The sequence below is a fragment of the Nocardioides sp. genome (assembly GCF_036274455.1).
Classification (GTDB): Bacteria; Actinomycetota; Actinomycetes; order Propionibacteriales; family Nocardioidaceae; genus Nocardioides.
The window spans coordinates 46,178-64,930 of record NZ_DASUFR010000133.1 but is presented as its reverse complement, the minus strand read 5'-3'; the positions used below and the strand labels follow the sequence as shown (position 1 = coordinate 64,930).

Annotated in this window: 17 protein-coding genes; 2 read left to right on the top strand and 15 right to left on the bottom strand. The window is 71.5% G+C overall.

What is annotated here, in order from left to right; all coding sequences use genetic code 11:
• Positions 1 to 22: 22 nt before the first annotated feature.
• A complete protein-coding gene (locus tag VFV89_RS12905) occupies positions 23 to 460 on the bottom strand; it encodes an NUDIX hydrolase (RefSeq protein WP_329706354.1) in 438 nt (145 codons plus the stop codon).
• Between the two features lie 19 nt (positions 461 to 479).
• Here VFV89_RS12905 and lysA point away from each other — a divergent pair, with 19 nt between their 5' ends.
• Positions 480 to 1,766, top strand: a complete 1,287-nt coding sequence (lysA, locus tag VFV89_RS12900) for a diaminopimelate decarboxylase (RefSeq protein WP_329706353.1) — start codon at positions 480 to 482, stop codon at positions 1,764 to 1,766.
• A gap of 5 nt (positions 1,767 to 1,771) precedes the next feature.
• On the opposite strand, the gene VFV89_RS12895 is transcribed toward lysA, so the two are convergent.
• The 11 genes from VFV89_RS12895 to VFV89_RS12845 form a co-directional block, all read right to left on the bottom strand.
• Positions 1,772 to 2,662 (bottom strand): universal stress protein, encoded by an 891-nt coding sequence (locus VFV89_RS12895; protein WP_329706352.1) that lies wholly within the window; start codon positions 2,660 to 2,662, stop codon positions 1,772 to 1,774.
• A gap of 1 nt (position 2,663) precedes the next feature.
• Entirely contained in the window at positions 2,664 to 4,109 is a 1,446-nt protein-coding gene (locus VFV89_RS12890; RefSeq protein WP_329706351.1) for an APC family permease, read from the bottom strand.
• A gap of 94 nt (positions 4,110 to 4,203) precedes the next feature.
• On the bottom strand, positions 4,204 to 4,551 hold the full coding sequence (locus VFV89_RS12885) for a response regulator transcription factor (RefSeq protein WP_329706350.1): 348 nt from the start codon (positions 4,549 to 4,551) through the stop codon (positions 4,204 to 4,206).
• Positions 4,552 to 4,682: 131 nt separating this feature from the next.
• A complete protein-coding gene (locus VFV89_RS12880; protein WP_329706349.1) occupies positions 4,683 to 5,117 on the bottom strand; it encodes a hypothetical protein in 435 nt (144 codons plus the stop codon).
• Between the two features lie 589 nt (positions 5,118 to 5,706).
• Positions 5,707 to 6,636, bottom strand: a complete 930-nt coding sequence (locus VFV89_RS12875; RefSeq protein WP_329706348.1) for a lysophospholipid acyltransferase family protein — start codon at positions 6,634 to 6,636, stop codon at positions 5,707 to 5,709.
• Between the two features lie 8 nt (positions 6,637 to 6,644).
• The gene (locus VFV89_RS12870) at positions 6,645 to 8,225 is read right to left on the bottom strand and encodes a lactate racemase domain-containing protein (RefSeq protein WP_329706347.1); all 1,581 of its coding nucleotides are present in this window, start codon (positions 8,223 to 8,225) and stop codon (positions 6,645 to 6,647) included.
• 10 nt (positions 8,226 to 8,235) lie between these two features.
• Positions 8,236 to 9,450, bottom strand: coding sequence for a zinc-dependent alcohol dehydrogenase (locus VFV89_RS12865; RefSeq protein ID WP_414690381.1), 1,215 nt, complete (start codon positions 9,448 to 9,450; stop codon positions 8,236 to 8,238).
• Between the two features lie 10 nt (positions 9,451 to 9,460).
• Positions 9,461 to 11,773 carry an HAD-IB family hydrolase gene (locus VFV89_RS12860; RefSeq protein ID WP_329706345.1) on the bottom strand — a complete coding sequence of 771 codons (2,313 nt, stop codon included), beginning with the start codon at positions 11,771 to 11,773 and terminating at the stop codon, positions 9,461 to 9,463.
• A gap of 73 nt (positions 11,774 to 11,846) precedes the next feature.
• Positions 11,847 to 12,230 carry a phage holin family protein gene (locus VFV89_RS12855; RefSeq protein ID WP_329706344.1) on the bottom strand — a complete coding sequence of 128 codons (384 nt, stop codon included), beginning with the start codon at positions 12,228 to 12,230 and terminating at the stop codon, positions 11,847 to 11,849.
• Positions 12,231 to 12,239: 9 nt separating this feature from the next.
• Entirely contained in the window at positions 12,240 to 12,935 is a 696-nt protein-coding gene (locus tag VFV89_RS12850; protein WP_329706343.1) for a DNA alkylation repair protein, read from the bottom strand.
• A 764-nt stretch (positions 12,936 to 13,699) separates the two neighbouring features.
• Positions 13,700 to 15,469 (bottom strand): proline--tRNA ligase, encoded by a 1,770-nt coding sequence (locus VFV89_RS12845; protein WP_329706342.1) that lies wholly within the window; start codon positions 15,467 to 15,469, stop codon positions 13,700 to 13,702.
• A gap of 184 nt (positions 15,470 to 15,653) precedes the next feature.
• On the opposite strand from VFV89_RS12845, the gene VFV89_RS12840 reads away from it, so the two are divergent.
• Entirely contained in the window at positions 15,654 to 16,625 is a 972-nt protein-coding gene (locus VFV89_RS12840; RefSeq protein ID WP_329706341.1) for a hypothetical protein, read from the top strand.
• A 6-nt stretch (positions 16,626 to 16,631) separates the two neighbouring features.
• On the opposite strand, the gene VFV89_RS12835 is transcribed toward VFV89_RS12840, so the two are convergent.
• The 3 genes from VFV89_RS12835 to VFV89_RS12825 form a co-directional block, all read right to left on the bottom strand.
• A complete protein-coding gene (locus VFV89_RS12835) occupies positions 16,632 to 17,075 on the bottom strand; it encodes an SRPBCC family protein (protein ID WP_329706340.1) in 444 nt (147 codons plus the stop codon).
• A complete protein-coding gene (locus VFV89_RS12830) occupies positions 17,072 to 17,980 on the bottom strand; it encodes an N-acyl homoserine lactonase family protein (protein WP_329706339.1) in 909 nt (302 codons plus the stop codon). The genes VFV89_RS12835 and VFV89_RS12830 overlap by 4 nt, the downstream gene beginning before the upstream one ends.
• 81 nt (positions 17,981 to 18,061) lie before the next feature.
• A complete protein-coding gene (locus VFV89_RS12825; protein WP_329706338.1) occupies positions 18,062 to 18,745 on the bottom strand; it encodes a Crp/Fnr family transcriptional regulator in 684 nt (227 codons plus the stop codon).
• Positions 18,746 to 18,753: the final 8 nt, after the last annotated feature.

Genomic DNA, 18,753 nt, shown 5'->3' with positions numbered 1-18,753 from the left:
ACCTTCGCTGGTCCGGGTGGCGTCACAGACCCATCCGCGCCCATCGCGTGCGGACGAGCTCGCCGAGCCAGGGAGTGAGTGGCAGTGTCTCGAGCTCTCGATACGGGACCCAGCGCACGGCGTCGGTCGAGCCATCCGTCTCGGGTTGAGCCGAGCCCTCATCGACCTCGACCCGGTAGACGATGCGGACCGAGTGAAGCCGGGTCGGCTCCTCCGTCAACAACGCGACGTCCGAGACGACGTCCACCACCTGCCCGACGTCTGCGGTGAGTCCCGTCTCCTCCCTGAACTCCCGCACCAGACACTCCTCGGGGGACTCTCCGAACTCCACGCCCCCACCGGGCAGCCACCACGTGCCACCAGCACCCGAGATCGACGAGGCCCGCACGAGGAGAACGTCCTCGCCCCGACGCGCGACGCCGTAGGCGGCCACCCGCTGGCGGTCCGCAGGCGTGGACATGGCGGCGATACTAGCTGCCATGCGCTCCTCCGGAGTGGGGTCGCGGCACTCGCTCCTCGACCTGCTGCCGGCCGGGACCGAGCTCACCGACGACGGCGTCCCCGTCGTCGGCGGCTGCCGTCTCGACGAGGTCGCCGCCGGGGCCGGGACCCCCGTGCTCGTGGTGGCGGAGGACGCGGTGCGGGCCCGGGCGCGGGAGTACGCCGACGGCCTGGCGGCGCGCTGGCCCACCAGCCGCGTCGTCTTCGGGTCGAAGGCCTTTTCGTGCACCGCCGTCCAGCGGCTGATGGTCGAGGAAGGGCTGGGCCTCGACGTCGCCGGCGGCGGCGAGATCCTCGGAGCGCTCAAGGCAGGTGTCGACCCGCGGCTGTTGATCCTGCACGGCAATGCCAAGCTCCCCGAGGAGATCGAGCTCGCGGTCGAGCACGGTCTCGGCCTCGTTGTCGTGGACGGTCCCGACGACGTCGACCGGCTGGAGGCGGCGGTGCCGGCGGGTCGCGAGGTCGACGTGCTCGTGAGGGTGATCCCCGGTGTCACGGCGCAGACCCACGACAGCGTGCTCACCGGCCACGACGACTCGAAGTTCGGACTTGCCCCCGCCGATGCCGAGGTCCTGATCAGCCGGATCGAGGGCTCCCGGACGCTGCGGATGCGCGGCCTCCACCTGCACGTCGGCTCCCAGATCCTCCAGACCGAGCCCTTCGCCGATGCCGTGGCGGCGGTCGCGCGGCTGGGCGAGTTCCCGGTCTACGACCTGGGCGGCGGCCTGGGCGCGCGCTACACCTGGGCCGACGAACCGCCCACCGTCGCGGCGTACCTCGACGTCCTGGTCGGGGCCGCGCGGGCACACCTGTCCGCGGACGCCGAGCTGATCGTCGAGCCCGGCCGCAGCATGGTGGCCGAGGCCGCATGCACGGTCTACAGCGTGGTGACGGTCAAGCGCGGCAGGCACACGTTCGTCGCCGTCGACGGCGGCATGGGCGACAATCTCGAGGTCGCGCTCTTCGACCAGCGCTTCGAGGCCGGCATCATCGGCCGGCTCGACACCGCCGAGGACGACGAGGTCTGTCAGCTCGTCGGCCGGCACTGCGATAGCGGCGACGTCCTGGTCCGCGACGTCGTGCTGTCGCGCCCGGCCGTCGGCGACGGGGTCGTCGTGCCGAGCACCGGCGCCTACTGCTTCACGATGGCCAACAACTACAACGGCAACCGGCGGCTTCCGGTCGTCTTCGCGCGCGACGGGTCGTGGCGCACCGTCGTACGACGGGAGACCTGGGAGGACCTGCTCGGCCGCGACGTGGACTGATTCGGTCAGGGCACGACGACGACCGGCACCGGTGAGTGCCGCACGATCTTCGAGGCGTTCGAGCCCAGGAAGATCCGCTCGATGACGCCGGCCTCCGACGACCCCAGCACCAGGACCTCGTCCCGGTCCCAGTCCAGCCGGTCGACGGCCGCGCCCCACGTGCGGCCGTGGGCGACGACGCTCTCGATCGAGCTGGGCGACTTGCCGGAGTCCTTGAGCGCCTTCAGCGCCTCGTCCTGCGCGGCCGCGGCCTGGCTGACCCAGCGGTCCAGCACCATGTCCTCGGCGTGCACGCCGACGCCGGCGGTGTAGACGGTGCGGCCGCGGACGGCGAAGGTGACCAGCCGCAGAGTGGCTCCGATCTGCGAGCAGATCTCGGCCGTCCGCTCCAAGGTCGAGCGAGACCGCTCGTCGCCGCGGAACGCGCACGTGACCCGGCGTACCCGCCCGTGGTCGCTGGCGACCCAGCCGTGCGTGGCGACGGCGACCGGGATGTGCGAGGAGTGCAGCAGCCAGTCGCCGGTGGCGCCCGGGTGCACCCGGCCGTAGCTCCCCGTGCTGCCGGAGCCGATGACGATCATCGAGGCGGCGATCTCGTCGGCCTGCTCGAGGAGCACGCTCGCCACCGAGCGGCCCGGCGTCCACCGCGCCACGGCGGCCACGTCGGGACAGTCCTCGGCCAGGATCGAGTTGGCCTCCGCCACTGCGGCCGCGCCCGACTGTTCCGCCCACTCCTCGAACTCGCGGTCGGTGTGGCCGGCCACCGGCGTGGGCCACACCGTCGGCACGACCGAGACGATCAGCAGGTCCGTGCCCAAGGACCTGGCCAGGGTCGCCCCGAGCTGGACTGACGACCAGTCGTCCTTCCCCGGCGCGAAGCCGACGACGAGCGTCATGTCAGACGTCCTCGGGGACCGGGACTCCCCCGTTGAGGCGGGAGTGGTGCCGGCTCCACAGGAAGTAGAACGCCATGACCACCGCGAGCCAGGTCCCGAAGATGACCCAGGTGATCGCGGCGAGGCCAGAGAGCACGTAGACGCAGGCCGCGACGGTGAGCACGGGCGTGACCGGGTAGCCCGGCACCTTGAACGGTCGCTCGAGGTCGGGCTGGGTCTGACGGAGCACGATCACCCCGATCGCGACCGTGGAGAACGCCACCAGCGTGCCGATCGAGACGGTGTCCCAGAGGTAGTCGGACGGCACGAAGCCGGCGATGATCGCGACCACGATGCCGACGACGATCGTGTTGAAGACCGGAGTCAGGGTGCGCGGGTTCACCTCGGCGAACTTGTCCGGGAGCATCCGGTCGCGGCCCATCGCGAACAGGATCCGGGTCTGCCCGTAGAGCGTGACGAGGGTGACCGAGAAGATCGAGATCACCGCGCCGGCCGCCAGGATCGTGCCCGGGGCGGCGCTGCCCGTGATGTTCTCGAGGATCACCGAGAGGCCGGCACTCTCCTGCTCCTTGCTGGAGAACTCCGCCAGCGGCTGCGCCCCGATGCCGGCGATCGCCACGAGCACGTAGATCGTGACCACGACGAACAGCGCGCCGATGATCGCGCGCGGCAGCGCCCGCTGCGGGTTGCGGACCTCCTCACCAGCGGTCGAGACCGCGTCGAGGCCGATGAAGGAGAAGAAGATCGTGCCGGCCGCCGCACTGATGCCCGCCGACCCTGAGGCCCAGAAGTTGTCGAACCGGTCGGCCTGGAACGCCGTGAACCCGATGATGATGAACAGGCACAGGACACTGAGCTTGATCAGCACCATGACCGTGTTGACCCGCGCCGACTCGCTGGCCCCCCGGATCAGCAGCAGCGTGCACAGGCCGACGAGCACGATCGCGGGCAGGTTCACCAGCCCGTTGGTGCCGTCGTAGGGGATGGGCGAGTAGGACAGCGACTCCGGGATGGTGAAGCCGACCGTCTTGTCGAGGAGCTCGTTGAAGTAGCCGCTCCACCCGACCGCGACCGCCGAGGCTGCCACGCCGTACTCCAGCAGGACGCAGGCAGCGATCACCATCGCCACGAGCTCGCCGAGGGCGTGGTAGGCGTAGGAGTACGTCGACCCGCTCACCGGGATCGCGCTGGCCATCTCGGCGTAGCACAGCGCCGAGAGGCCGGCGGCGAGGCCGGCGATCAGGAACGAGACGACCACCGCCGGGCCGGCGTCGGGCACCGCCTCCTGCAGCACGAAGAAGATGCCGGTGCCGACGGTGGCGCCGACGCCGAACATCGTGAGCTGGAAGGTGCCGAAGCTGCGCTCGAGGTCCGGGCCCTCGTGCGGGCCCTTCTTCGCGGCCATGGGCTTCTTGCGGGTCAGCTGCTCGCTGAGTGTGGCGGTCATCGTCCCTCCTGCCGCCCCCCTGCCGATTTGCGTGCAACCTAGCGTCTCGACATGGTGCAGGGACAGGGCCGACGACAGCCCGTGGACAGGCCGTCTAGGACGAGCGCGACTCGTAGACCAGGAGCGCGATCTGGACGCGGTTCTCCGAACCGGTCTTGGTGAGGATCCGCGACACGTATGTCTTCACCGTGGCCTCGCCCAGGAACAGCGACTCGGCGATGGCGGCGTTGGACAGCCCATCGGCCACCGCGTCGGCGACGGCACGCTCCCGGTCGGTGAGCTCGGCCAGGCGGCGCCGCGCGTCCTGGGTGCGGGAGTCGTCCCCCTCGCCGCCCAGCTGTCGCACCAGGCTCTCGGTGATCTTCGGCGAGAAGACCGACTCACCGCTCTCCACGACGTGGATCGCCCGGGTGAGCTCGTGCGGCGCGGTGTCCTTGAGCAAGTATCCACGCGCGCCGGCCGCCAGGGCGTCGACGACGTAGGAGTCGAGGTGGCACGGGCGGTCTGACCGTCAGGGACGACGAGGACCCGGCAGGCCCATCCACCTGCCGGGTCCCCTCGCGGCCGGATCGCTCAGAAGGCGATCGAGCCCGAGCACACCTCGCCGCTGTGCGTGGCGCGGAAGGTGATCTTGTCGGTGCCGGCGCGGTTGCTGATCTTGCGCTCGACACTGAACGAGCCGCTGCGACCGCCCGTCTTCGACGAGCCGGACGCCGCGACGGTGCCGTTGTCCTTGATCTTCCAGCGCCAGGACTGGCCGGATACGTTGCTGTCCACCTCGCCTTCGACCTCGAGGCGGCCGTCGTCGTTCTTCACCTTCAGCTTCCAGTGGGCGCCGTCGGTGCATGAGCCGGTCTTCACGACGCGGCCGCCACCACCCCCACCACCACTGCCACCGTGGTCGTCGCCGGCGGGGTCGTCGCCCCCGTGCGAGGCGTACGCCGGGGCGCCGAGCGCCATCACTGCGGACACGGACAGAGCGGCCAGGGCCGTCGCGATCTTCGTCATGTCCTCATCCTCCGAGGTCGAGGTGAGCCGACGATGAAGCCGCGGTGAGAGGGTTCTTAGCCGGAGTCAGGGGTGTCCCGGGCTGCTGGGCGGCCACGGACCGTCGAGCGCTGTGAAGGTGCTGCCCGGACCGCCGGATCACAGCACTTTCGGACTCTGTGACCCATCCGTGGGTGCCGCGCGCCTACCGGCCCCATCGGTGGGATTGCGGAGGGAAATCGGCACCTGGTGCCGGAGAGCCTCGGCAAAGCCGGGTCCGACGGATCTGCACCGCATCTCGGCGTCCTGGGTGTGCGGTGCAGATCGCAGAACAAGCCCCGGGCGGCCGCGCATGCGGGGCGGAGCTTGCTCCGCCGTTGCGCGCCCCACAGCGCGCCGCTCGGGACCCGCGGTCAAGGACGCCGCAGGCGCCGCGCAGCGGTGCCGAAGGCATCCTTGAGGGCGGGTTGCGGCGTGCTACGCGCGCGGCCGCCCACCCACGAATCAGTCAGAAGGCCCCTCTTCGCGACGCTCGACGCCAACCGACCCGACCAAACCGACCCGACCAAACGGACCCGACCACCAACCGGTGCACCGGGCTCTGCCGGGATCAGCGGCGGGACCAGGCCCGGACCCGGCCGGGCAGCTGGTCCTGGTCCGGGGACTCCGACTGCTCCCACACCCGGCGCCACTGGGCGACCTTCGGTCCGGACGGGTCGGGCGTGGCGCCGGCGGCGGCGCGGCGCCGCGCCTCCCACCACGTGCTCCGGTCCTCGTCGAGCAGCGAGGCGACCGCGGCCCGGATCCGCGGCGCGAAGTCGCGGACCGACTCACCCTCGAGAGGGGACAGCGGCTCGCCGAAGCGGATGGTCAGCTGCCGGCGTCCGGGGGACGGCCAGCCCTGGCCGCGCGGCATGGCCGCGAAGGTGCCCCGGTGGGCGACGGGGACGACGGGCACGCCGTGCTCGTGGGCGAGGAACGCGGCCCCCATCCGGAAGCTGCCCATCCAGCCGTCCTTGGAGCGGGTGCCCTCGGGAAAGATCACCAGCGACCAGCCGTCGGCAAGCACCTCGCCCGGCGTCGTCGCCATCGAGCCGCCGCGGCGGTCGATCGGGAAGGTGTTGAAGATCAGCGACGACCCGACCGCCCGCCACCAGGTGTCGAAGAAGTAGTCGGCCGCCGCCGCGACCGCCGTACGCCGCCGCCACTCGTCCGGGAGTGACAGCAGGATCAGCGGGGTGTCGAGGTGGGAGGCGTGGTTGGCGGCGAAGATGACCGGCCCCTCGATCCGGTCGAGGATGTCGAGCCCCTCCACCCGGGTGCGGACCTGGGAGCGGAACAGCGGCTCCAGCCCGGCCTTCTGCGCGACCTCACGGGCCACGATGGCCGGGCGCTTCCGGGACCAGTCCGACGGGAAGACCGTCTGCTTGGCCGGCAGCACGTAGGGCTCGGCCGACCGCGGCACGAGGGAGCGGCGTCCCCAGCGCCAGCCCCTGGCCATCTGGCGCAGGTCCGACCTGGTGTCACTGACGAAGCGCACGGGGCTGGTCACCTCACGTCCGCGAGCAGGTGCGGCGGGTTGTGCAGGTAGGTGATCGACGGCGAGGTGCCGACCGCCCCGGACGCCATCTCCATGGCGTCCTGGAGCGTCGACGCCGCGCGGAAGCCCATCCGTCCGGCGGCCCGCCGGTCCCCGCCGACCCAGATCACGTCGCCGACGTGGTCGAGCGCGTGGGCGATCCAGTACCACATGTAGAACGGGTGGACGCCGTGGTAGGCGTGCGAGGTCCGGTAGAGGTGGATGTACCACGGGTCCTGGGCGAACTGCTGCTCGAACTTCTCCCCCACGACCGCCGGGTTGGTCGACTCGGCGAGCACCTCCTCGTAGAAGTCGACGTACGACGGGTGGTGCAGCTGGTTGAACCCCTCGTTGAGCGGGTGGTAGAGGATCACCGCGCCGCCCTTCCGCACGACCGGCTGCCCGCGGTAGGAGTTGAAGTAGTAGCCGAGCCCCATGCAGGCGGCCAGGATCGGGTTCATCGAGCTGTTGACGTTGTAGGGGCCGAGGTAGGGCACCCCCATCACCAGCACGTCGGACTGCCCGCTGACCTCCACGGAGTGCTGGGCGTGCACCTTCTCGAGCGTCTTCTGGTGCACCGCCTCGACCTCGCCGGCGTTGACGCCGGTGAGCCCGTAGACCGACCGGAGGTCGTGGAACATCTTGTGCTTGAGCCTCGGCGGCGCGATCGACAGGCCGCGCCGCACCGCGAGCATCGAGGCCTGGTCCTTGACCGACCACTCCCACTCGCGCTTCTGCAGGAACCCGTAGGGCTGGGGGAAGACGTCGTTGTTGAGGGTGGTCTCGATCTGGAAGACCCTCACGGTGTCCTTGATGACCCGGCCCATCCGCCACGCCGAGTGATGCATCTCGGAGTGCTTGTGGTCCATGAACGACCGCGAGTGCACCATCGTCTTCGCGTTGTGGTGGTGCCGCAGCGACCGGTACGACGCGAGTCCGATGCCGACGGACTTGTGGCCGCCGTCCATGGCCACGAGGTTGACGTTGACGTAGACGAGGAGGTCGGACTCGGCGGCCCGCTTGCTGATCTCGATGTCCTCGCCCTTGTCGGTGGTGCCCAGGTGCGCGAGCTCGTCGCGGTCCTCCGCGTCGAAGTTGTAGAGGTCGCCCTGCGGGTAGAAGGAGCGGAAGACCCGCTCGCCGACGATGTGCTTGAGCTCCGCAGGGGTCATCCGGCGGTGGAGGGCGTTGGCCGCGATCAGCTTCACGTCGTCGACACCCGCGTCGGCGGCCATCGTCAGCACCGCCTCGATGATCCGGCCCCGGATGTCCGGCGCCCTCATCGTCGGGAGCGGGATCGACAGGTCGTCGAAGGCGATCGTCAGCCTCATCCCGGCCCTGAGCAGCGCCGGCAGCGGCTCGGAGTCGTGCGGGTTGAGCAGCGCGTGCTGGATCGCCTCGTCGACGTCGGGCACGGCCGGGAGCGACTCCGGCGGGTAGACCACCCGGGTGCCGAGCGGGAAGTTCTCCAGGCGGAACCCGAGCCCTTCGTGGACCACCATCGGCGGGGTGCGGTCGTCGACCTCCAGCACGAATCCTGGGCGACTCACTGTGTACTCCTCATTGGGAACTGCGGGGGTCGAACGCCACCTTGACCGTACCGAGCCGGCCGGCCGCATGCGCATGGTCGAGCGCCTCCCGCCAGCGGTGCAGCGGGTAGGACGCCACGGTCTTGGAGAGCTGGACGACGGGTTCGAGCTCGGCCAGCTCCATCGCGAGGTCGAAGGCGCCCCGGCCGCCCTCGCCGCTCGGGAGGGTCTCCTGCTGCGAGGAGGCGTAGGTGCCGACCACCTCGAGCTCCCGGAACCAGGCCGCGCTCAGGTCCGCCGCCGCCGGCATCCCGGAGAGCACCACACGGCCGCCGGCGCGGGTCGCGTTGAGCGCGGTCTCCAGCGACTGCTTGCTGCCGACGGCGTCGACCGCGACGTCCACGCCGCCGAGCAGGTACGGCGCGGAGAACTCGGGCTTGAGCTGGAACGCACCGGTGGTGCGGCGCACCCGGCGCAGCACCTCGTCCGGCAGCACGACCTCGGTGGCGCCGAACTCCAGGGCCAGCTCCCGCTGGTGACCGTGCTTGGCCACGACGACGATCTCGCCGGCGGGGGTGAGCTGGCGGAGCGCCAGCGTGGCGAAGAGCCCGACCGAGCCGGCGCCGGACACCAGCACCCGGCCGTTGGGCTTGACCCCGGCCCGCAGCGCCGTGTGCACCGCACAGGACAGCGGCTCCAGCAGCAGCGCCTGATCGTCGGACCAGCCCTCGGGGACCACGTGCATCTGGCTGCGGTGCGCGGTCAGCTGCTGGCCCCAGCCGCCGCCGGTGTCCCTGCAGAAGCCGGTCTGCAGCCCCGGTGACAGGTGGCCCACGGTGATCCGGGAGCAGCGGTTGGTGTGGCCGGCCACGCAGCTCTCGCAGGGCTCGACGCCGCGAGCGGCGCAGGTCAGCACCGGGTCGAGCACGACGCGGGTGCCGGCCGCCAGGTCGTCGCAGTCCTCGAGCAGCTCGGCCACCACCTCGTGGCCGGGCACGAACGGCAGCGAGACCACCGCCGAGAAGTAGAGCGAGGTCTGCCCGGACAGCGCGCCGAGATCGGAGCCGCAGATGCCGGACAGCCGCGACTTGAGCCTGGCCCAGCCGGGCCGGTCGACCACCGGCGCATCGAGGGTGACCAGCCGCAGCGGCGCGGCGAAGCCCGACAGGATGCCGGGCATGCGGGCGCCGACCGCCTTCCCGGCCACGGTGCGCGGCAGGGAGCGGAACATCTCCAGCGCGAGCATCATCGGGGGCTCACCTCACACTCCCGGCCGGGTCGAGGGTGCGCACCGAGCCGCTCGGGCTGGCCCAGTCGACGACATCCCAGTGCGAGCGGCGGGCGTGCCGATAGAGCGGCACGTCCGGGCGTACGGCGACCGGGTTGCCGACCGCCTCGAGCAGCGGCAGGTCCGAGTGGCTGTCGGCGTAGCCGTAGGACGCCGTCATGTCGAGGCCGTTCTCGGTGGCGTAGGAACGCATCCACGCCGCCCGCGACTCCCCCACCAGCGGCGACGAGGCGAGGAACCCGGTGCAGACGCCGCGGTCGTCGACGGCCAGGTCGGCGGCCTCGATGTGGTCGAACAGTGGGATCAGCGGCCGGGTCAGGGGCCGGATCGCGCCGGTGATCAGGACCGTGTGGTGACCGGCGGAGCGGTGCTCGCGGATCCGGCGTACGGCGTCCGGCGAGAGCCGGGACAGCACGTGGCTGGTCAGGTGTTCGTCGACCACCGCGTCGAGGTCGGCGAGGCGGGCGCCTTCGTACTCGCGATAGATCCCGCGCAGGAACTCGCTGCGCGAGCGCCGCTCGGCCTGGACCAGGTTGGGCACCTTCGACGCGATCCGGCCCAGCTCGGCCAGCCGTCCGCCGCTGTCGAGCTCCCGCAGCCGGACCCACAGGTAGGTCTCGATGACGTTGGAGGAGAGCAGCGTCCCGTCCATGTCGAAGAACGCCGCCACGCCGTTGCCGGACGAGCCGACGCTGCGCAGGCCGCCGGCGGCGGGCTTCTTGCGCAGCGCCCGGAGCTCGTCGAGGCGGCGCACGGGGGCGGTGACCGCGGGGCAGTGGACCTCGGCGAGGTAGTGGTTCCAGTCGATCACCGAGGTGTCGAAGGCGAAGGTCTCACGGTCCTCCGGCGACAGGGACTCGAAGAGCGCCATCGTCTGCTTGTCGGAGAAGCGGAGCTCGGCGGTGGCGTACTCCATGTAGAGGTCGAGGTAGCGGCGCAGGAACTCCAGCCGCCGGCCCTGCTGGTGCAGCTTGCGGGCCAGGTCCCGGGTCCGGTCGCTGCGCGGCGCATGGCCCACGACGTAGTCGGCGACCTTCCACGCCTTCTCGCTGGTCGAAAGCAGCCGCTCCACGGAGCGCGCTCCGGGGAACCGCCAGTCCGGCAGCCGGGCCGCTCCGCGGTCCCCGGCGGTGAACGGGTGCTCGTCGAAGTAGCTGCGGACCGTGTCGTAGAGGAACCGGAAGGTCAGCGGGTTGCGGTCGCCGGAGGAGACGTGGAAGTACTGCACGTCGCCCGGCTCCGGCGGGTTGGCCAGCACGGCGACGATCGCGCTGACCACGTGGTCGACCGGGACGATGTCGATGGTGGTGTCCCCGGCGGCCGGGAACTCCGGCAGCTCACCGCGGCCGTAGGCCAGGATCAGCGGCTCGGCCATCTTGAAGCCCTCGATCCAGCCCGGGTGCGGACGCTCCAGGGCGGACTCGATGATGCTGGGCCGCACGATCGACGCGCGGTGCGGCTGCGCCGAATCCTGGGGGCGCGCCCAGCGCTCCACGACGCGCTCGCCCATCGCCTTGGTGAAGGTGTAGCAGTCGGTCCAGCCGAGGCTGCGGGCCCGCTCGGTGCCGATCCGGACCAGCTCGTCCTTCACCCACTGCTTGCGCGCGGCCTCGGTCGCGCGGGCGGCGGTGAGCAGCCCGGCCCGGCCGTGCTCCTTCTCCGCCTTCTTCCGCTCCTTGCCCAGGATGTCGACGTCGCGCGAGCGGGCCTCGACCAGACGCCGCTGCCCCAGCCCCCACGCGAGCTCGGCGTCGAGGTCCACCTCGTGGTCGACCGGGCCCTCGAAGATGTGGCCCCGGCGCCTACCGGCGACGTACGCAGTGGAGATGTGGACGTAGTGGACGTCCCGCCCCGTCTCCGCCGTGACCTGGTCGATCCGGTCCAGCAGGTCCCGGGCGCCCACGACGTTGGTGGTGAAGCCCTCGTCGACCGGCGGGTCGAAGGACACGTCGCCGGCGCAGTGCACGACCGCGTCGACGTCCGACGGCAGCGCGGGCACGGCGGCGAGGTCGCCCTCGAGCACGCCCACCCGGTCCGCCATCAACGCCTCGACGCCGCCCGCGGCCTCGACGACCTCGGTGAAGACCGGTTTCTCGAGCAGCTTCGCGATGCGGTCGGCGCCGGTGATCGAGCCCTTGGGCCGGACCAGCACGGTGGTGCGGACGCCCGGCACCTCGCTCAGCATCAGGTGCAGCAGCGCCTCGCCCACGAAGCCGGTCACGCCGGTGAGCAGGACGTGCTGACCTGCCAGCCGGTCTGCGACCGATCCCTCCGCCGTCACGGTTGCGATCGTGCCATGTGCCTCGCGCCGCGGACGAGAGGGGTCGACCGGCTCGCCGGCGACGCCGGGCTCCTCAGGCCCGTCGCTCCTCGGCCTTCTTCTTCAGGAAGATCAACGGCAGCACGAAGACGCCGAGCAGGGACACGATCCAGACGATCACGGTGGCGGCGATCCACGTCACCCCGCCCTTGATGTCGAGTCCGTCGGAGACGAGCGAGGTGATGATCAGCCCGACCAGCGTGGCCACCAGCGCGACGCCACCGCGCAGCGCAGGGACGTTGACCGCCCACATCGTGAAGACCGGCTGGGCGATCGCGTAGACGACGGTGAAGATCACCACGGCAACCACGAACGCCGTGCCCGAGATCGTCACGTCGTCGAGGATCCAGGAGGCCACGATCAGGCCGAGCGCGTTGGACACCAGCTGGACGACGAAGCCGATCAGCATCCGGACCATGTCGGCACGCTATCGGATCGGGAGGTGCTTGAGCGCCTCCCGCCGCGACAGGCCGGAGAGCCGGTGGCCCAGCCGGGCCACCTCGGCGCTCACCCAGTCGGGGTCGGTGCGGGCGTGCTGGCGCAGCGCCCAGCCGATCGCCTTGCGGAGCCAGAACGAGCTGTCGTCGACGTTCGCCTCGATGGCGTGGCGGAGCAGGTCGAGGTCGGTCCGGTCCTTGTGGTTGAGCTGGCAGATCACCGCCGTACGCCGCAGCCAGAGGTCCGGGTCGGTGGACCAGGCCCGGATCGTCGGCGTCGCCTCGGCGCGATGACCGGCCAGCACGCCTCCCACCAGGTGGGAGGCCACCTCGTCGACGACGTCCCACCAGGCGCCGGTGACCACGAGGTGCCGCCACACTCTCAAGGAGTCGACGTCGAGCCAGGAGCGGGCGCGCCGGTGCCGGGCCACGCTGATCGCGGCGTACCACTCCTCACGGTGCCCGGCCTCGTCCCAGAGCACCCGGACCGTGCTCTCCCACACCTCGCGCGAGGCGGGGCGCCACTCGCCCAGCAGCGGCCGAAGCTCGGCCCGCAGCCGCGGCGCGGGCAGCCCGAAGTAGGGCATCGCCGACTTCATGTACGCCTGCTGCTGGGCCGCGACGCTGGGGTCGCCGGCCGCCGCGAGCGCCCCGCGGATGCCGCTGATCAGCTCCCGGTCCGCCACGACCGTCACCCTAGGCAGGCCCTGCGGTGGCCCGGCAGGCCATCCCGCTGGCTGAGGTGCGAGGCGCCCCAGCGCCGAGCCGTCACGGTGGCTGAGGTGCGAGGCGCCCCAGCGCCGAGCCTCGAAGCCCGGTGACCCGGTGCGGGGACCTACGCGGGTGCCATCGCCGTGGCGGTCTCGACAGGCTCGACCGGCGACGGGCCAGCACGGTGGCTGAGGTGCGAGGCGCCCCAGCGCCGAGCCTCGAAGCCCGGTGACCCGGTGCTGGGACTTCCGTCGGTGCCCTCGCTGCGGAGGTCTCGACAGGCTCGACCAGCGACGATCCAGCCGGTGCCTTCCCTGCGGAGGTCTCGACAGGCTCGACCAGCGACGATCCAGCCGGTGCCTTCCCTGCGGGGATCTCGACAGGCTCGACCAGCGACGGTCGAGCGGGTGCCTTCCCCTGCGGAGGTCTCGACAGGCTCGACCGGCGACGGGCCAGCGGGTGCCATCGCCGCGGAGGTCTCGACAGGCTCGACCAGCGGCATGGCCACCACGGTGGCTGAGGTGCGAGGCGCCCCAGCGCCGAGCCTCGAAGCCCTGGTGAGCTGGGGCTGGGACGTGCGCCGGTGCCTTCCCTGCGGAGGTCTCGACAGGCTCGACCAGCGACGATCCAGCGGGTGCCTTCCCTGCGGAGGTCTCGACAGGCTCGACCAGCGACGATCGAGCCGGTGCCTTCCCTGCGGGGGTCGCGACAAGCTCCACCGGCGACGGACCAGCAGGTGTCAGGCCTTGACGACCCGCACCACGTGGTCGACGACCTCGGCCACCGGCACGTCCTCGCGGACACCGGAGGCCCGGTCGCGCACCTCGATCGTGCCCTCGGCCAGGTTGCGTCCGACGACCACGATGGTCGGCACGCCGATCATCTCGGCGTCCTTGAACTTCACCCCGGGGCTGACCTTGGGCCGGTCGTCGTAGATCACCTCGACACCCGCCGACGAGAGCTCGGTGGCGATCCGGTCGGCGGCGGCGAAGACCTCCTCGTCCTTGCCGGTGGCGACCAGGTGCACGTCGGCGGGGGCGACGTCGCGCGGCCAGCACAGACCGAGCTCGTCGAGGGTCCCCTCCGCGATCGCGGCCACGGCACGCGACGGGCCGATGCCGTAGGAGCCCATGGTCACCGTGACCAGCTTGCCGTTCTCGTCGAGGACCTGGAGACCGAGTGCGTCGGCGTACTTGCGGCCGAGCTGGAAGATGTGGCCCATCTCGATGCCGCGGGCCGACTCGAGCACGCCGTCGCGGCCCTCGACCGCGCACACCGGGCAGGGGTCGCCGTCTCGGACCTCGGCGACCTCGATCGTGCCGTCGGGGTTGAAGTCACGGCCGGCCACGAGGTCGAGCACGTGCGAGCCCGTCACGTCCGCACCGGTGACCCAGCGGGTGCCCTCGACCACGCGCGGGTCGACCAGGTAGCGCACGCCCGCGGGCTTCTTCTCACCGAGCGCGCCCGGGCCGATGTAGCCCTTGGCCAGAGTCGGCCGGGCCGCGAAGTCGGCCTCGCCGAAGGGCTCGAAGACCACCCCTTCGCCAAGCTGCGCCTCGAGCCGCTTGGCGTCGACCTCCCGGTCGCCGGGCAGCCCGACCGCCAGCGCCTCGACGGCGCCGTCCGGGTGGCGGACCGAGAACACGACGTTCTTGAGCGTGTCCGCGGCCCCCCAGGGCCGGTCGTCGCGCGGGAACTTCTCGTTCAGATGGTCGACCAGGGTCTCGATCGTCGGCGTGTCCGGAGTCTGCTCCGCGTGCGCGGCGGGCGCATCGTCGTAGGGCACCGGCGCGGGCCGGGGCACCTCGACCGCCTCGACGTTGGCGGCGTAGTCGCACACGGTGCAGCGCACGTAGGTGTCCTCGCCGACCGCGGCCTTCGCCAGGAACTCCTCGGACTTCGAGCCGCCCATGGCCCCGCTCATCGCCTTGACGATGACGTACTCGAACCCGAGCCGGTCGAAGATCCGGATGTAGGCGTCCCGGTGCCGCTGGTAGGAGGCGTCGAGGCCGGCGTCGTCGACGTCGAAGGAGTAGCTGTCCTTCATCACGAACTCGCGGCCGCGGAGCAGCCCGGCGCGGGGCCGCGCCTCGTCGCGGTACTTGGTCTGGATCTGGTAGATCGAGAGCGGCAGGTCCTTGTACGACGAGTAGAGGTCCTTCACCACCAGGGTGAACATCTCCTCGTGGGTGGGGCCGAGCAGGTAGTCGGCATCCTTGCGGTCCTTCAGCCGGAAGATGCCGTCGCCGTACTCGGTCCAGCGGCCGCTGGCCTCATAGGGCTCGCGGGGCAGCAGCGCCGGGAACAGCAGCTCCTGGGCGCCGATCGCGTCCATCTCCTCGCGCACGATGTTCTCGATCTTGCGCAGCACCCGCAGCCCCAGCGGCAGCCAGGTGTAGATGCCCGGCGCCGCCCGGCGGATGTAGCCGGCGCGGACCAGGAGCTTGTGGCTCGGGACCTCGGCGTCCGCAGGGTCGTCACGCAGGGTGCGCACGAACAGGCTGGACATCCGCAATATCACTGTGGGGTCCCCACGTGAATGCGAGCGCAGCGAGCAGTCTCGTGGGGTTTGATCATGCCGAGAAGGGTACGGGCGGGCAGACGACCAGCTCGACGTGGATCTCGCCTGCAACTTATCTGCCAGCATGTGCGTCTTCCACGGTGACCGCACTAGAACCCGAAAGGACGCACCCATGCGCGCCCTCCTGCGACCACTCGTCGCCGTTGCCGCCGGCACCCTCACCGCCACGCTCGTCGCCGCTCCTGCCACCGCGAAGCCCACCGTCGTCCTGACCCCGGGCAGCCTGTCCCGCGGGCCGGACATCGCGGGGCCCCACCTCGACGGCAAGACCGTCGTCGACGGCACGGTCCGCGTGCGGATCAAGGCGCCGCAGGTGCGGCTGCTCGGCAAGTCCGGGTCGTCCTACGTCGTCGGCACCGCCAGCAAGCAGGGCGGCCACGGCCGGATCTACCGGGTCGCCACCGACGGCACCAGGACGCTCCTGACCAAGGCGCACCCGTACGAGACACTCCTCTCCGGCGACGGCGCCACCATCGTCAGCACCCGGCTCGACCGGCGGGCCCACGCCACGATCTCCGTCGTCGACGTCACGACCGCGACCCCGGTGGCCACCAAGAGGTTCAAGGGCTACTTCGGCGCGCTGGACGCCCAGGCCGATCGGGTCCTCATCGGCAGCGACACCAAGACGCTGATCTGGACGACCAGCACCGGCTCGGTCGTCACCGTCGTCAACGACGCCGGCTACACCGGTGACCTGTCCGCGGACGTGGTCGCCACCTTCACCAAGGACCCCTATGACGGCGGCTGCACCGTCGTGCGCCGGATCAGCACGGGCGCGCGGCTGTGGCGCTCGTGCACCGAAGCGGTGACGGCGTTCAGCACCGACGGCAGCCGGATCGCGACGACCGCGATCCTCTCCGACGGCCCCGGCCCGGGCCGGGTCGACGCCCGCACGATCAGCGGCAAGCACCTGGGCCGCTACCAGGTGCGCTCCGGCTGGTTCGGCGAGATCCGGTTCGAGACCCCGACCGCGCTGCTCCTGGACGTCAACGGCGCCCGCAAGGCGTTCACCGCGCGCTGTACCGGCACTGCCTGCGAGCGCGCCAGCGACCTCCGGCCGGCCGAGACGCTCAGGAGCTCCTGACCCGGGTCAGAACCCGTTCTCCAGCCCGCGACGCAGGACCTCGAGATTCTCGGCCACGGCCGCTTTGAGCCTCGATCCGGCCAGACCGGCCGCCAGGCCGAGGACACCGTGGGGTGAGAGCCGGACGTGGTTGACCAGGGTGGTGCCGCCGGTCACGGCTTCGAGCTCGTAGCTCAGAGTGCCGCTGAACGGGCCGAAGTCACCGGTGATCGCGAGCCGGCGCACGGGATCCCACGCCGTCACCTCGAACGACTCCTCGCTCGTGGTCGGGATCGATCGCACCTGCCGAAACTCCGATCCGAGGCCGACCGGCCCCGGCGTGACCTGCCGGGTCGACGTGATCGCGTAGTTCCACCTCGGCAGCTGGGTGAAGTCGGAGAGGAACGCGAAGACGTCGGCCGGCGTACGGCGAACCGTGACCTGGTTGGAGAACTCGACGTCGCGGCTCATCGGGAACGCCGCTGGCCGGCCGCTGCCCAGAGCCGCGCGGCAGCGGTGGGGTCGTGGGCGGGCAGGACCACGAGCCCGGGCAGGTTGCGGGCCAGCTCGCGCACCGCCTCGCTGCTGGCCGCGAGCCCGGAGCGCTCCCCCACCCCGGGCAGGACGCCGCGCTCCAGCAGCTCCGCGCCGTAGGTCAGGTCTCCGACCATCAGCAGCGGCGGCCCCGACCGGCGGCGTACGAGGAGCGAGGTGGACCCGGCCGTGTGCCCGGGCGTGGGCAGCAGCACCAGGGAACCGTCCCCGAAGATGTCGAGCGACCTGGTGAACGGCGCGACGCTCGCGTCCGCGGTCTCGTCCAGGTCGAACAGCTCCCACGCGCGGCCGGGCACGTCGATGTGCCGGCGCAGGAAGCCACGCGCCTCCGGGGCTCGGCCGGACAGCTCGGCCCACTCGCGCCGGGCCACGAGCAGGCGGGCCTGGCTCAGCGAGGACAGCCCCCCGATGTGGTCTTGGTGCAGGTGCGACACGATCGCGGTGTCCACGTCCGCGCCGGAGTAGCCGAGGGTCTCGAGCTGGGCGTCCAACGACTCCTCGGCCCCGATCCGGAACCTGGCGAGGCGGTCGTAGATCACGCCGGTCGGCCCGCTGGGGAAGTAGGCCCCGTCGGTGACCGACGCGCGGTCCTGACCGGTGTCGAACACGACCAGCCCGCGTTCGTGCTCGATCACGTAGACGTTGATGGGCCGGGGCGCCATCCACCGGCGCGAGGTCAGCAGCCACCAGTAGAGCGGCTTCCTGGTGCCCAGCGCGTGCTCGGGATGGATCTCTACCTGGCCCGTGCTCACCACCGAGACGGCACGGACCGGGTCACCGGCCTCACCGGGGTGGACGGAGGTCGCTGCGAAGTTCGTCATGCGTCCAGCCTCGACTGGACGACCGGCCGCGTCAGTGACTCAGGTAGCCGGCGGGCGTAGCAGAAGTCACACGCAACGCCCTCACCCGGCGGAGGACCAGCACTGCTCCTGGAGCGCCGCCGGGTCGAGCACCCTGATCCGCTCCGACCCCGTCGCGACCAGCCCCTCGAGCCTGAGGTCGCGCAGCACCCTGGCGACGACCTCGCGGCTCGACCCGACCGCCTCCGACAGCTCCTGCTGGGTGACCCGGGCGACGAGCTCCGCCCCCGGACGCTGCTGCGCGGAGGCCAGGTCGAGCAGGTGGGTGGCCACCCGCTGCCGCACCGACCCGAAGGCGTTGACCGCGGTCTGCTGCAGGGTCTCGTAGAGACGCCGGTTCAGCTCCTCGGCCAGCGCCCACGACACGCGCGCATCCCGCTTGGCGGCTGCCGTCAGGATCCGCCGGTCGATGCGGAACAGGCTGACGTCGTCGAGTGTCTGGACGCTGACGTCGGCCGGCCCGCCCACGACGGCGGCGATGCCGAGCACGTCGCCGGGGCGGGCGTACCGCACCGTCACCTGTCGGCCCTCGGGTGAGGTCATGTAGACCCGGAGCAGCCCGCGCAGCACCAGCATGGCCCTGGGCGCGTCACCGTCGCGGTAGATCGTGGTCCCGAGCGGGTAGTCGGCCCGGTCCCCACCGGCCAGCAGCTCGTCGAGCAGCTCCCGCGGCAACCCACCCAGGAAGCTGCGGTCCAGGACCTGCGCTGCCTCCTGGTCGGCCACGTGCTCAT

Bases quoted from the DNA above. Each gene is read 5' to 3' on its own strand.
- VFV89_RS12845 (WP_329706342.1), bottom strand. From the start codon at position 15,469: ATGTCCAGCCTGTTCGTGCGCACCCTGCGTGACGACCCTGCGGACGCC.
- VFV89_RS12830 (WP_329706339.1), bottom strand. From the start codon at position 17,980: ATGACGAACTTCGCAGCGACCTCCGTCCACCCCGGTGAGGCCGGTGAC.
- VFV89_RS12865 (WP_414690381.1), bottom strand. From the start codon at position 9,450: ATGCTCGCGCTGGAGATGTTCCGCTCCCTGCCGCGCACCGTGGCCGGG.
- VFV89_RS12880 (WP_329706349.1), bottom strand. From the start codon at position 5,117: ATGACGAAGATCGCGACGGCCCTGGCCGCTCTGTCCGTGTCCGCAGTG.
- VFV89_RS12835 (WP_329706340.1), bottom strand. From the start codon at position 17,075: ATGAGCCGCGACGTCGAGTTCTCCAACCAGGTCACGGTTCGCCGTACG.
- VFV89_RS12855 (WP_329706344.1), bottom strand. From the start codon at position 12,230: ATGGTCCGGATGCTGATCGGCTTCGTCGTCCAGCTGGTGTCCAACGCG.
- VFV89_RS12905 (WP_329706354.1), bottom strand. From the start codon at position 460: ATGTCCACGCCTGCGGACCGCCAGCGGGTGGCCGCCTACGGCGTCGCG.
- VFV89_RS12840 (WP_329706341.1), top strand. From the start codon at position 15,654: ATGCGCGCCCTCCTGCGACCACTCGTCGCCGTTGCCGCCGGCACCCTC.
- VFV89_RS12895 (WP_329706352.1), bottom strand. From the start codon at position 2,662: ATGACGCTCGTCGTCGGCTTCGCGCCGGGGAAGGACGACTGGTCGTCA.
- VFV89_RS12890 (WP_329706351.1), bottom strand. From the start codon at position 4,109: ATGACCGCCACACTCAGCGAGCAGCTGACCCGCAAGAAGCCCATGGCC.
- lysA (WP_329706353.1), top strand. From the start codon at position 480: ATGCGCTCCTCCGGAGTGGGGTCGCGGCACTCGCTCCTCGACCTGCTG.